Origin of the sequence: Streptomyces tremellae (genome assembly GCF_039540215.1) — a bacterium.
Lineage (GTDB): Bacteria > Actinomycetota > Actinomycetes > Streptomycetales > Streptomycetaceae > Streptomyces > Streptomyces tremellae.
On record NZ_BAABEP010000013.1, the window covers coordinates 1 to 13,070 of the forward strand.

Genomic DNA, 13,070 nt, shown 5'->3' on the forward strand with positions numbered 1-13,070 from the left:
CTCCCCGCCGCCGTGGAGAAGGCCAGGGGCGGGGCGTCCCCCGACGAGATCCTGGGGGCGGTGCAGGCGCCGACCGACCAGCGGCTGCGCCGGGTCCTCGCAGTCTTCGTGGCGGAGGTCGCCGACAGCGAGCGGCGCGCCGCGACCGCGACCACCGAGCGGGACGCCCTGGCGCGCCGGGCCCGGGAGGCCGCCGACGGCCTCGACACCCTGCTCGACACGGTGCTGCCGCCCGCCATCGCCCGGCTGCGCACGGGCAGTTCCGCCGGCACGGTGCTCGGCGACACGCCGCGCCCCGACGACCCGGCCCTGGCCAACCTGATGGAGCGGATCATCCGCGAGGTCGCCGTCGGCGAACGGCGCGCGCTCGTCGCGCAGAAGGCCGGCACCAAGGCGCTCAGCCAGGTGCAGGCGAAGGCCGTCACGATCCTCGCCGACCTGCGCGACATGGAGGACCGTTACGGCGAGGAGGTCTTCGGCGACCTGCTCAAGCTCGACCACAACGCCTCGCAGCTCGGCCTCCTCACCGACCGGCTCGCCATCCTGCTCGGCGGCCGGGGCAGCCGGATCTGGAACAAGCCGATCGGCATGGAGAGCATCCTGCGCGGCGCGGCGGGCCGGATCGCCGCGTACCGCCGGGTCCGGCTGCACTGTTCGAGCGAAGCGGCGATCGTCGGCTTCGCCGCCGAGGGCGTCATCCACCTGCTGGCCGAGCTGATCGACAACGCGGCCACCTTCTCCCCGCCCACCGACGAGGTGCACGTCTACGTCGAGGAGCGGACCGCGGGCGTCGTCGTGACCGTCGAGGACAGCGGCCTCAAGATGGCGCCGCAGGTGATGCAGCTCGCGGAGCGCGCCGTCTCGGGCCGCCACAACGACCTCTCGAAGCTCCAGAGCACCCGGCTCGGCCTCGCCGTGGTCGGCCGCCTCGCCGAGCGGTACCGCATCAGCGTCAACTACCGTCCCTCGTCGCGCGGCGGCACCGGCGTCGTCGTACTGATCCCGCCGCAGCTGATCGCGCAGCACCAGAGCGACGACCCCGCCGGCGCGCCGCCGCGGCTCCCGGTCCGCGAGAGCGCCCCCGCGGCGGCGCCCGTCGCCGTGGCCGCCCCGGCGAGGACCGCCCCGGCAAGGGCCGCCGCGCCCGTCGCCTCCCCGCAGTACAGCGGCGGCCCGCGGGTCGCCACCCCGGGCGGCCTCCCGGTGCGCCCGCCTGGGCGGACCATGGCGGCCGCCGACCGGGACAGGCACCAGGACGTGCCGTCGCCGCGCGTGGCGGCCCCCGGCAGGGGCGCGGGAGAGCAGTTCGGCGCCTTCCACCGCTCGCAGCGCCCTCAGCAAGGACCGTCCGACACCTCTCAGGAATCGTGAGACCACGCATGCAGACCACAGACAGCAGCCTGACCTGGCTCCTGGAGAACCTGCTGGAGCGCACCCCCGGGACCCGGCACGCCCTGGTGCTCTCGCGGGACGGGCTCAAACTCTGCTGGAGCCGCCATCTCACCGTCGACCAGGCCGACCAGCTCGCGGCCATCTGCTCGGGCATCCAGGCCCTCGCGCAGGGCGCGTCCGTCGAGTTCGGCGGGGGCGGCGGCGGGGTGCGCCACTCCATGACGGAGTTCCACGGCGGCCTCCTGTTCATCGTGGAGGCGGGGGACGGCGCCCACCTGGCCGTGATCGCCGAGGACGGCGCGGACGCCGGCATGGTGGGGCACCAGATGACGGAGATGATCGAGCAGATCGGGGACCACCTGCGGGCCGAGCCCCGCACCCCGGCGGAGCGCGCCGCGTCATGACGCGGCGCCCCGTCGACATCGGGTCCCCCGACCGGCTCTACATGGTCACGGGCGGTCGCAGCAGCGCCGACGACACGGTCTTCGACCTCGTCACCCTGATCGTCAGCGAGAGCGAGCCGGCGGCGGGGCTCCAGTCCGAGCACGTGCGCATCCTCGAACTGTGCCGCCACCCCACGGCCGTCGTGGAGATCGCCGCCGAGCTGCGGATGCCGGTCACGGTGGTCCGCATCCTCCTCACCGACCTGCACGCGACGGGCCGGATCACCGCACGCCACCCGCACGGTGCGCGCCCCGCCGCCTCGCTGCCCGACTCCGTCCTCTTGAAGGAGGTGCTCCATGGACTCCGCAGTCTCTGAACTGCCAGGCCGCACACCGCTCGACGACGCGGCGGAGACCGGCCTGAAGATCGTCGTGGTGGGCGGGTTCGGGGTGGGCAAGACCACCCTGGTCCGCTCGGTGAGCGAGATCAGGCCGCTCAACACGGAGGAAGTCATGACGCAGGCCGGGGTCGGCGTCGACGAGACGGACGGCATGGTCGCCAAGACCACCACGACCGTCGCGTTCGACTTCGGCCGCATCAGCCTCAACGAGCGCATGGTGCTCTACCTGTTCGGCGCCCCCGGGCAGGAGCGCTTCTGGTTCCTGTGGGACCGGCTGTTCTCCGGCACGCTGGGCGCGGTCGTCCTGGTCGACACCCGCCGCGTGAGCGACTCCTGGTACGCGGTGGACCGGCTCGAACACCACAGGACGCCGTTCGTCGTCGCGGTGAACCGCTTCGACAACGACACGTCGTCCTTCTCGCTCGACGAGATCAGGCAGGCGCTCTCGCTCTCCGACGACGTGCCGCTGATCGACTGCGACGCGCGGGTGCGCTCCTCCGGCAAGCACGTCCTGATCACCCTCGTCGACCACCTCTACGAACTGGCCATGGCCCGGGAGATGACCCCATGACCGACTCCGCGCCGCCGCACGCCGAGGGCGGCCCGCCGGCCGGCTGCCCCGCCCGTGCGACGGGAGTCAGGCTGAGCGGCCTCGCCTACCAGCAGACCCCCTCGGAGCTGTACCGGTCGCTGCGCAGGGACCACGGCCCCGTGGCGCCCGTGCTGCTGGACAACGACATCCCGGCGTGGCTCGTCCTCGGCTACAACGAGGTCTCGTACGTGACCGGGCACGACGAGCTGTTCGCCCGGGACTCGCGACGCTGGAACCAGTGGGACGCCATCCCGGCCGACTGGCCGCTGCTGCCGTTCGTCGGCTACCAGCCCTCGGTGCTGTTCGTCGAGGGGGACGAGCACCGGCTGCGGGCCGGCGTGGTCAGCCGGGCCCTCGACGCCGTCGACCAGATGGAGCTGGCGTCGGCCTGCCAGGAGATCGGGGACCTGCTGATCGCCGCGTTCGCCGGCAGCGGCCAGGCGGAGCTGATGGCGTCGTACGCGCACCCGCTGCCGATGCGCGCCGTCGTCCGGCTGTGCGGCATGCCCGCGAGCGGCGTCGACACCGAGGAACTCGTACGGGACCTGCGGCTCTCGCTCGACGCGCACGAGGGCGAGGACCCGGTCGCCGCGTACGGCAGGGTGCAGGCGCGCATCGAGCGGCTGGTGAAGGAGAAGCGCGCGGCACCCGGCGACGACGTGACCTCGCGGATGCTGCTCGACCCCGCGGGGCTCGACGACGAGGCGGTGGTGCAGGACGTCATCACGGTCATCGCGGCGGCGCAGCAGCCCACGGCCAACTGGATCGGCAACACCCTGCGGCTGCTGCTCACCGACGACCGGTTCGCGACCACGGTGGCCGGCGGCAAGCTCAGTGTCGGGCAGGCGCTCAACGAGGTGCTGTGGCTGGACACGCCGACGCAGAACTTCATCGGCCGGTGGGCGGTGCGGGACACGCAGCTCGGCGGCCGGCAGATCAAGGCGGGCGACTGCGTGGTGCTGAGCTTCGCGGCCGCCAACACCGACCCGCAGGTGTGGCCCGAGGGGCCTGCGGGTGCGGAGAACTCGGCGCACCTGTCGTTCAGCAACGGCGAGCACCGCTGCCCGTTCCCCGCGCCGCAGCTGGCGGACGTGATCGCGCGGACGGCGGTGGAGACGCTGATGGAGCACCTGCCCGACGTGGTGCTCGGCGTGGAGCCGCACGAGCTGCGGTGGCGGCCGTCCGTGTGGATGCGGGGGCTCGCCGACCTGCCGGTGGGCTTCACGCCGGTGCTGCACTGAGGCCGGGCCCCGGGCGGTCGCCGTGCCCGCGCCCCGCGCCCCGGCCCGCCCGCTGGGGAGGACCGGGGCGCGGCGGCGCGGGCGCCGCGGTCAGGCCGCGGGGGTGAAGACCACGGGCAGGGACTTCGGGCCGCGGGTGAACACGCCCTCCTCGACCGGGTCGAAGCCGTCCGCGAGCCGCACGTCGGGCATCGCGTCGAGCAACTGGTCGACGCCCGTCTCCACCTCGGCCTTGGCGAGCAGGGCGCCCACGCAGAAGTGCCGGCCGAGGGCGAACGCCAGGTGGTCGGCGGCGGCGGAGAAGGCGGTCGTGGTCGTGAGGTCGTCGCGGAAGATGTCGAAGGTGTCGGGGTCGCGGTAGCGGTCCGCGTCCCGGTTGGCGGCCCCTATCAGGCACGTCACGGTGGCGCCCGCCGGTATGGTGCCGCCGCTGACCTCGACCTCCTTCGCCGTCTGCCGCATGATCATGTGGACGGGCGGGGTGTAGCGCAGGGTCTCGGCGAAGGCGCGGGCGATCAGGCTCCGGTCGGCGCGCACCGCGGCCAGCTGGTCGGGGTGGCGCAGCAGGTTGGCGAAGATCGAGGCGATGGCCTTGTCGGTGGTCTCGCCGCCCGCGGCGAGCAGCAGGCTGCAGAACGCCTTGATGTCCTCGTCGCTCATCCGCACGCCGTCGACCTCGGCCCTGCACAGGGTGGAGAGCAGGTCGTCGCCGAGGCGGTCGCGGCGCGCGTGGATGATCGGGATCATGTACTCGGCGAACTCGGTCCTGGTGCGCTCCCCCGCCGCGGCGACCTCCTGGTCGCCCGAGAGGTTGCCGAGGAACGCGATGACCGCGGTGTACCAGCGGTGGAAGCGCGGATGGTCGGACTTGTCGAGGCCGAGCATGTCCGCGATCACGTTGACGGGGAACCGGGTGGCGAAGCCGTCCACCAGGTCGACGGATCCGGTGTGCCGGAAGCCGTCGATCAGTTCGCGGGCGTTGCGCTCGATCACCGGCAGGAACTTCCGCTGGAGCTCGGCGCCGCGGAAGGCGGGCGCGACCAGGGCCCTGCGCACGGCGTGCTCGCGTCCGCTGAGCTGGAGGATCGTCCTGCCGTGCACCGGCTCGATCTGCCAGTCGTAGTTGTCGGTGGTGAAGACGGCGTCCCGGTCCTTGAAGGCGCGCTCGACGTCCTCGTACCGGGAGATCAGATAGCTCTGGGTCGCCTCGTGCCAGACCAGCGGGACGTCCTCGCGCATCGTCCGGTAGGCCGGGTACGGGTCCCTGGCGAATGCGGGCGACAGGATGTCGGGGATCTGCTGTGTTGCCATGGCGGGTGCCCCTCGCGTCGGGTGGCCGGTAACGGTCGGTGAGGGACAGGCTATTGACCGTTAACGACCGGTGACAGCCGAGTCCTGGCCACGTGGCGTGAGGGGGCTCGGGCCGGCGGGAGGGCGCCGGGAGTCCGCGGGGCGGCGGCGCCCGGGTCGGTCGCCGGCGGTCAGTCGCCCGCGGTGGTGGAGACCGGCACGCTCTCCTCCGCCCCGGCCTCGGCCGCCGCCTTCTGCGTGGCCTTCCTGGTCCGCCGCCTGACGACCAGCATCGACGCGAGGCCGATCAGCACGGCGACGCCGAGCCCGGCGTACGAGAACCGCTTCAGCCAGTCCTCCGCGACCTTGCCGACCTCGTACACGACGACGGTCGTGCCGCCGGCCCAGACGACGCCGCCCAGCAGGTTGGCGATGAGGAACTTCCAGTACGGCATCTTCAGCACGCCGGCCAGCGGCCCCGCGAAGATCCGCAGCAGGGCGATGAAGCGGCCGAAGAAGACGGCCCACATGCCCCACTTCTCGAACGACCGCTCGGCCACGGCCACATGGGACTCGCCGAAGTGCCTGGGGAACTTGCGGGCCAGCCACGCGAGCAGCGGCCTGCCGCCTCTGCGGCCGATGACGTACCCCGTGGAGTCCCCGGCGACCGCGCCCGCCGAGGCGCACGCGGCGAGCACGTAGGGGTTGATGTGGCCGTGCTGGGAGGCCAGCAGTGCCGCCGCGACGAGGACGATCTCCCCTGGCAGCGGGATGCCGACGCTCTCCACCCCGATGACGATCGCCACCAGCAGGTAGATGCTCACCGCAGGAACGGTCTCGAGCCACCCCTGGACGTCCAACGCAGGTTCCTCCCGCTCATGTCCCCCGTGCCCTGGCCGGATCAGCCTACCTGCTCCGGCGGGGGCTCCGGGCGTGGCCGGATCTCGCCCCGTGCCGGTCCTTGACACAGGATGCGACAGGACCGTGACACCACGGGGGCACTCCCGGTGCCCCCGCCGCTCTATCGTGGTGCGCCATGTGGCCAGGACAGCAGCCGCCCGGGGGCGAGCACAACGCGCAGGACCAGAACCCGTACCAGCAGCCGACGCCTCAACAGCCCGGTTTCGGCCCTGCGGGGCAGCAGAATCCGTACCAGCAGCAGCCGCAGCCGGGCTACGGACAGCAGCCCGGATACGGGTACGGACAGCAGCCGGACTACGGGCAGCAGCCCTACGCCCAGCAGCCCGGGTACGGGCAGCAGCCCAACCCGTACCAGCAGCAGACCGTCCCGGTGTACGGCGGGCAGGGCCCGCAGAAGCCGCAGGGCGGCGGGAAGCGCCGCACGACGCTGATCGCGGTGGGCTGCGCGGTCGCGGTCCTCGCGGCGGCGGGCGTCAGCACGTACCTCGTGGCGAACAAGGACGACACGCGTCCGCAGGTCTACGCGGACAAGAAGCCCGCGAAGCCGTCGGCGCCCTCCTCGGCCCCGGCCTCCGCGCCCGCGGACAACCCGCGCGGCGGCACGGCGGCGAAGCCGACGATCGCCGGGTGGAAGGTCGTGACCAACCCGACGCACGCCACCGAGTTCGATGTGCCGCCGAGCTGGAACGTGGAGTCGCCCGGCACCTACCAGGGCTTCGACAACGAGAAGAAGGGCGACGGCTCCGCCCTCGCGCTGTTCTCCGCGCCCGCGGAGCTGCAGCCGAAGTGGTGCGAGGCGAAGTCGTCGAGCGGCGGCACCGACGACACGGCGCTCGCGGCGGCCGGCACGAAGGGCGGCAAGGGCGCGAAGGACACCGGGAGCGCGGCCGTCGCCGAGGCCGGGACCTGGGCGTTCGCCGCGTACGGCCAGCACGAGCCGGAGTCGTCCGTCCACCGGAAGATCAAGGTCAGCAAGGCGACCCCGTACACCACGGCGTCCGGGCTCAAGGGCAGCTACGCCACGGCCACCACCAAGGGGCTGACCAAGCACGGCAAGTGCGACAGCGACGGCAAGTCGCTCGCCTTCACCTTCATCAACGGCAAGGGCGACTACACGACGTGGGTGATGTACGGCGCGCACGGCGTGAAGGACGAGGTGCCCGACACGGTGATGATGCGCATCCTCAGCACGGTGCGGCTGCCCGCGGGCTCGGTGCAGTAACGGTTCCGTGCGCCGGGTGCGTCAGCGGCTCTCCTCACCGGGCCGCGCGGCGCGGTGAAGGCGCGCGGAAAACCGGTTGCGGGAGGAGGACCGAGCCGCCACGGTCCCAGGGTGCCCCGGCCCCCCTCCCGCAACTACGCGCTGCTCTCGACCGCCGCCGTCATCTCCCAGCTCGGCTCGCAGGGCGCGCTGATCGCCTCCGCCTTCGCGGTGCTCTCCGCGGGCGGCACGGCGGGCGGTGTGGGCCTCGTGGCCACCGCGCGCACGCTGCCGATGGTGCTGTTCGTCCTGGTGGGCGGCGCGCTGGCGGACCGGATCCCGCGCCACCGGGTGATGGTCGCGGCGAACGCGCTGAGCTGCGTGTCGCAGGGCGCGTTCGGCGCGCTCGTGCTGCTCGGGCACCCACAGCTGTGGCACATGGTGGTGCTCTCGGCGCTCGGCGGCACGGGGCAGGCGCTGTTCGGCCCGGCGTCCGAGGGCATGCTGATGTCGAGCGTGGAGACCGAGCGCGCCGGGCGCGCCTTCGCCGTCTTCCGCATGGCGGTCAACGGGGCGTCGATCGGCGGCGCCGCGCTCGGCGGGGCGCTGGTCGCCTGGCTGGGGCCCGGCTGGGTGCTCGCGGCTGACTCCGCCGCGTTCCTGGTCGCGGGTGCGCTGCGGTCGTTCCTCGACCTGAGCCATGTGCCGCCGCGTGCGCCGGGCGGCGGCGTGTTCGCGGATCTGCGCGACGGCTGGCGGGAGTTCGTCTCGCGCCCCTGGCTGTGGTCGGTCGTCGCGCAGTTCTCCGTCGTCAACGCCGTGGCCGTGGCCGGCGAGGCGGTGTACGGGCCGCTCGTCGCACGGGACCATTACGGCGGCGCCGGCCCCTGGGGCGCGGCGAACGCGGCGTTCGGCGCGGGCACGGTGCTCGGCGCGCTGGCGATGGCGAAGTGGCAGCCGCGCCGGATGCTGCTCGCGGGGACGCTGGGGATCTTCCCGTTCGCGCTGCCGCTGACGGCGCTCGCCGTGCCGGTGCCCGCGGCGGTGCTCGCGGCGGCCATGTTCGTGGCGGGTGCGTCGGTCGAGGTGTTCGGGGTGGGCTGGATGACCGCGCTCCAGCAGGAGATCCCCGAGGAGAAGCTGTCGCGGGTCTCGTCGTACGACTGGCTCGGGTCGATGGCCCTGGTGCCGGTGGCGACGGCGCTCGCGGGGCCCACGCAGGGCGCGTTCGGCCGGGGTGCGGCGCTGTGGGGCGCGGCCGGCTGCGTGGTGCTGCTCACCGCGGCCGTGCTGTGCGTGCCGGATGTGCGCCGCATCGCACGGCGCGGGGCGGACGCGCCGGCGCGGGGCGGGCTTCCGGCCGTGCCGGGGCCCGCGGCCTCAGCCGATGCTGAAGGCCCCGTCGGGCGGGCGGGGTGAGGGGTGCGCCGCGTCGTCGCGTACGGGGGCGGCCCTGCCGGTGAAGCGGCGCAGCGCGGCGCCCTCCTCGACCCGTGCGGGGAAGGCGTCCGCCGCCGTCCTGCGAGCGAGCGCGGCGGTGTCGAGCGGTGCCGCCGACGCGACGAGCACCGCGTTGCCGAAGCGCCTGCCGCGCAGCACCGAGGGCTCGGCGACGAGCGCGATCTCCGCGAACACCTCGCGGTAGGTGGCAAGTTGGGAGCGGAGGAAGGGGAAGGGGGCGCCGTCTGCGAGGTTGGCCACGCAGACGCCGCCGGGCCGCAGCACCCTGGCCGCCTCGGCGGCGAACTCCACGGTGGTCACGTGCGCGGGTACGCGTGAGCCGCCGAACACGTCGGCCACCACCGCGTCCGCGCTGCCGGCGGGCGCCTCGGCGAGCCACCGCCTGGCGTCCGCGTGGTGGACGGCGATGCCCGCGCCGTCCGGCACCGGCAGGTGCTCCGCGACGAGGGCGAGGAGTCCCGCGTCCGCCTCGATGACGTCCTGGGCCGAGCCGGGCCTGGTGGCGGCGACGTAGCGGGGCAGGGTGAGGCCACCGCCGCCGAGGTGGAGGGCGGCGAGCGGCGCGCCCGCGGGCGCCGCGGTGTCCAGGACGTGGGCGATGCGGCGCACGTACTCGAACTCCAGGTGCCCGGGGTCGTCGAGGTCCACGTACGACTGCGGCGCGCCGTCGACGGTGAGCAGCCAGGCGCGCCCGCCGTCCACGTCGGGCAGCAGGCGCGCGGTGCCGGAGTCGACGGCGCGCGTGACGGGGACCGGCTCTGTCGCTTCGCTCACCGTCCCATTGTCCTGGAGGCGGTGCGGGGGCCGCGTACCGCCCCCCGCACCGCCCCGGCGTCCTGCCGGGGTTCAGAGCACCTCGGTCACGGTGCCCGCGCCGACCGTGCGGCCGCCCTCGCGGATCGCGAAGCCGAGCCCGGACTCCAGCGGCACGTCCCGGCCGAGCCCGACGGTCATGGCGACCGTCTCGCCGGGCCGTGCCAGGGCGCTCGCGCCCAGGTCGACGTCACCGACGACGTCCGCGGTCCTGAGGTAGAACTGCGGCCGGTAGCCGGTGGCGACCGGGGTGGTGCGGCCTCCCTCTGCCGCGGACAGCAGGTAGACCCGCGCGGTGAAGCGGCGGCCCGGGACGACGCTGCCGGGCTCCGCGACGACGTGGCCGCGCCGTACCGCGTCGCGCGGCAGGCCGCGCAGCAGCACCGCGACGTTGTCCCCGGCCTGCGCGAGGTCCATCGGCTTGCCGAAGGTTTCGAGGCCGGTGACGACCGTCTCCGTGTCGGGGCCGAGCACGGCGACCCGGTCTCCGACGCGTACGGTGCCGCGCTCGACCGCTCCGGTCACGACCGTGCCGCGACCGGTGATCGTCAGGACGTTCTCCACGGGCAGCAGGAACGGCGCGTCGGTGTAGCGGACCGGCGTCGGCACATAGGTGTCGACGGCGTCGAGCAGCGCCTCGATCTGCGCGCTCCAGCGCGGGTCCCCGCCGAGGGCGCCGAGGCCGGACACCCGCACGACGGGGGCGGCGTCGCCGCCGTAGCCGTGGCGGGTGAGCAGTTCGCGCACCTCCAGCTCCACCAGGTCGGTCAGCTCCCCGTCCGCGGCGTCCGCCTTGTTCAGGGCGACGACGATGTGGTCGACGCCGACCTGCCGGGCGAGCAGGACGTGCTCCGCGGTCTGCGGCATGATCCCGTCGAGCGCGGAGACGACGAGGATCGCGCCGTCGAGCTGCGCGGCCCCCGTGACCATGTTCTTGATGTAGTCGGCGTGGCCCGGCATGTCGACGTGCGCGTAGTGGCGGGTGCCGGTCTCGTACTCGATGTGCGCGATGTTGATGGTGATGCCGCGCGCCGCCTCCTCCGGGGCCCGGTCGATCCGGCCGAAGGGGGTGTACACGGCGCCGCCCCGCTCGCTGAGCACTTTGGTGATGGCGGCGGTGAGCGTGGTCTTGCCGTGGTCGACGTGGCCCATGGTGCCGATGTTGAGGTGCGGCTTGGTCCGCACGTATGCCGTCTTGGGCATGGGGGTGTGGCTTCCTGGCTCGATGTTCCCTGGCTGCTCTCGGGACCCCGAAGGCCCTGCCGACCCTCCCCCTGCGGGGTCCGCCGGTCTTTCCGGGGAGGGTCAGCTTCGGGCGCCGCCGGGTGCGGCCGCTGCCAGGTGGGCGTGCGGGGCAGCCTTCGGCGCGTCCGCGACGGCGGACGGCGCTGCGGGGAAGGCGTGCCGGACCATGCGTCAGATCGTCCCTCGGCGGGCGGGCCCCCGTCGAACGGATTTCGCCTCGCGCCGGCGCCTCCCCTCGGGCGCACCGCGGCGCGGCTGCGGGCGGGTCGGCTAGTCTCCGGGCGTGCTCGACACCGCTTCCCGGCCCGCCGCGGCCCGCGCGTCTTCGCGGATCCTGCGCGGGCTGCTGTCTCCGTGGGGTCGTTTCGCGCTGCTGGTCGCGGTGTTGGGGGCGGCCGCCGCGCTCGTGGCGGTCTACCGGCCGCAGCACCTGCTGTCGGGCGGCGGCGCCGCTCCCGCCGACCGGCTGCTCGCCGCGGCGCTGTTCGCGGCGGTGTACGGGCTGTGCGCGGCGGCCTTCGCGCCGAGGCCGCTGCTGAACGCGGCGGCGGGCGCGCTGCTCGGGACAGCTGCGGGGCTCGCGGCGGCGATCGCGGGCACGGTGCTCGCCGCGGGGATCGCGTTCGGTCTCGGGCGGGTGCTCGGGCAGGGCGCGCTGCGCCCGCTCGTGCGGGGCCGGTGGCTGACGGCGGCCGACGGGCTGATGAGCCGGTACGGCTTCCGTTCGATGCTGGCGCTGCGGCTGTTTCCCGGGGTGCCGTTCGCCGCGGTCAACTACGGCGCGGCGGTCTCGCGGATGAGGTGGCCCTCGTTCCTCGTCGCCACCGGGCTCGGCTCGGTGCCGAACACGGCGGCGTACGTGGTGGCGGGGTCCACGGCCGGGTCGCCCGCCTCGCCTGCCTTCGTGGTCGCGACGGCGTTCATCGCGGTCTCGGCCGCCGCCGCGTGCGTCGTCGCCTGGCGCAAGCGGCACCGGCTCGGCGCTGCGGCGCGGGCGCACGGCGACGACCGGCCGCCGCGCGCGGGCGCCTGACGGCACCCGCGTCCGCGCCGCCCGGGTCAGCCGAGGGCGGCGGCGAGGCCGAGCCCACCGCCTGGCGGCTCCGCAAAGAAACGTGCGACGTCGGCCTCTTCGACCTCGCGCAGGGACGCGGGGCACCAGCGGGGCCTGCGGTCCTTGTCGACGATCTGGGCGCGGACGCCCGCGGGCTCGTCGGGCAGGGCGAGCGCGGCGCAGGAGGCCCGGTACTCGGCGTCGAGCGCGGCCTCCAGGGTGGGCAGCGCGCGGGCCGCGCGGAGCACGGCGAGCGTCGCCTTGAGTGCGGTGGGCGAGCGGGTGAGCAGCGTCTCCGCCGCCTCCTTCGCCGCGGGGTCGCCGTGGCCGGTGAGGCGGGCGACGATCTCCTCCACGTCGTCGCAGGCGTAGCAGGTGTCGATCCAGTCGCGGCGGGCGGCGAGGCTGCCCTCGGCGGGCTCGGCGGCGAACGCGCGCACCGCCTGGCGCGGCGTGGTCTCGCCGAGGGCCTCGGTGAGCGCGGGCAGGTCGGCCGAGCGCACGACGTGGTCGGCGAGCCCGCACAGCACGGCGTCGGACGCGCCCACCGCCTCGCCGGTCAGGGCGAGATGGGTGCCGAGCTCGCCGGGCGCGCGGGAGAGCAGGAACGTGCCGCCGACGTCGGGGACGAGGCCGATGCCGGTCTCCGGCATGGCGACGCGGGAGCGCTCGGTGACGACACGCAGGCCGCCGTGGGCCGAGATGCCGACGCCGCCGCCCATCACGATCCCGTCCATGAAGGCGACATAGGGCTTGGGGTAGCGGGCGATGCGCGCGTTGAGCCGGTACTCGTCGCGCCAGAACGCGGGGGACGCGGCGCCGCCGGCCAGCGCGTCCTCGCGGACCGCGCGGATGTCGCCGCCCGCGCACAGGCCGCGCTCACCCGCTCCCCTGACGACGACGGCGCGCACGGTGTCGTCGTGCTCCCACGCGGTCAGGGCCTCGTCGACGAGGCCGACCATCCGGTGGGTGAGCGCGTTGAGCGCGCGGGGCCTGTTGAGGGTGAGCAGGGCCGCGTGGCCCGTCCTGCCGGGCAGTACCGGATCTTCTGGCGCCATGGTGCGGGTGGTTCCTCG

Annotated in this window: 13 protein-coding genes; 8 read left to right on the top strand and 5 right to left on the bottom strand. The window is 74.4% G+C overall.

The annotated features are described in order from the left end of the window. From ABEA77_RS12110 to ABEA77_RS12130, 5 genes are all read left to right on the top strand, one after another. On the top strand, positions 1–1,371 hold a 1,371-nt coding region (locus tag ABEA77_RS12110), incomplete at its 5' end, for a sensor histidine kinase (protein ID WP_345645250.1). Positions 1,372–1,379: 8 nt separating this feature from the next. Then, positions 1,380–1,796, top strand: coding sequence for a roadblock/LC7 domain-containing protein (locus tag ABEA77_RS12115; protein WP_345645253.1), 417 nt, complete (start codon positions 1,380–1,382; stop codon positions 1,794–1,796). Then, positions 1,793–2,152: a DUF742 domain-containing protein gene (locus tag ABEA77_RS12120; protein ID WP_345645254.1), complete on the top strand. Its 360-nt coding sequence runs from the start codon at positions 1,793–1,795 to the stop codon at positions 2,150–2,152. Before ABEA77_RS12115 ends, ABEA77_RS12120 begins: the two co-directional genes overlap by 4 nt. Then, positions 2,133–2,747: a GTP-binding protein gene (locus tag ABEA77_RS12125; protein WP_345645257.1), complete on the top strand. Its 615-nt coding sequence runs from the start codon at positions 2,133–2,135 to the stop codon at positions 2,745–2,747. The genes ABEA77_RS12120 and ABEA77_RS12125 overlap by 20 nt, the downstream gene beginning before the upstream one ends. Next, positions 2,744–4,009, top strand: a complete 1,266-nt coding sequence (locus ABEA77_RS12130) for a cytochrome P450 (RefSeq protein ID WP_345645259.1) — start codon at positions 2,744–2,746, stop codon at positions 4,007–4,009. The genes ABEA77_RS12125 and ABEA77_RS12130 overlap by 4 nt, the downstream gene beginning before the upstream one ends. 90 nt (positions 4,010–4,099) lie before the next feature. Here the strand turns inward: ABEA77_RS12130 and ABEA77_RS12135 are convergent, their stop codons facing one another. Together ABEA77_RS12135 and ABEA77_RS12140 are read right to left on the bottom strand one after the other, a co-directional pair. Continuing rightward, positions 4,100–5,320 (bottom strand): cytochrome P450, encoded by a 1,221-nt coding sequence (locus tag ABEA77_RS12135; protein WP_345645262.1) that lies wholly within the window; start codon positions 5,318–5,320, stop codon positions 4,100–4,102. 170 nt (positions 5,321–5,490) lie between these two features. Beyond that, a complete protein-coding gene (locus tag ABEA77_RS12140) occupies positions 5,491–6,159 on the bottom strand; it encodes a DedA family protein (RefSeq protein ID WP_345645265.1) in 669 nt (222 codons plus the stop codon). A 176-nt stretch (positions 6,160–6,335) separates the two neighbouring features. On the opposite strand from ABEA77_RS12140, the gene ABEA77_RS12145 reads away from it, so the two are divergent. Together ABEA77_RS12145 and ABEA77_RS12150 are read left to right on the top strand one after the other, a co-directional pair. Further along, positions 6,336–7,442 (top strand): DUF8017 domain-containing protein, encoded by a 1,107-nt coding sequence (locus tag ABEA77_RS12145; protein WP_345645268.1) that lies wholly within the window; start codon positions 6,336–6,338, stop codon positions 7,440–7,442. Positions 7,443–7,553: 111 nt separating this feature from the next. Further along, a complete protein-coding gene (locus ABEA77_RS12150; RefSeq protein WP_345645270.1) occupies positions 7,554–8,840 on the top strand; it encodes an MFS transporter in 1,287 nt (428 codons plus the stop codon). Here the strand turns inward: ABEA77_RS12150 and ABEA77_RS12155 are convergent. Continuing rightward, positions 8,802–9,656, bottom strand: a complete 855-nt coding sequence (locus ABEA77_RS12155) for a spermidine synthase (protein ID WP_345645272.1) — start codon at positions 9,654–9,656, stop codon at positions 8,802–8,804. The genes ABEA77_RS12150 and ABEA77_RS12155 overlap by 39 nt on opposite strands. Before the next feature lie 72 nt (positions 9,657–9,728). Beyond that, positions 9,729–10,898 carry an elongation factor Tu gene (gene tuf / locus ABEA77_RS12160; protein ID WP_345645274.1) on the bottom strand — a complete coding sequence of 390 codons (1,170 nt, stop codon included), beginning with the start codon at positions 10,896–10,898 and terminating at the stop codon, positions 9,729–9,731. Between the two features lie 325 nt (positions 10,899–11,223). Here tuf and ABEA77_RS12165 point away from each other — a divergent pair, with 325 nt between their 5' ends. Beyond that, on the top strand, positions 11,224–11,973 hold the full coding sequence (locus tag ABEA77_RS12165; protein ID WP_345645276.1) for a TVP38/TMEM64 family protein: 750 nt from the start codon (positions 11,224–11,226) through the stop codon (positions 11,971–11,973). Between the two features lie 26 nt (positions 11,974–11,999). Here ABEA77_RS12165 and ABEA77_RS12170 read toward each other — a convergent pair whose 3' ends face one another. Continuing rightward, the gene (locus ABEA77_RS12170) at positions 12,000–13,052 is read right to left on the bottom strand and encodes an enoyl-CoA hydratase/isomerase family protein (protein WP_345645279.1); all 1,053 of its coding nucleotides are present in this window, start codon (positions 13,050–13,052) and stop codon (positions 12,000–12,002) included. Positions 13,053–13,070 lie beyond the last annotated feature (18 nt).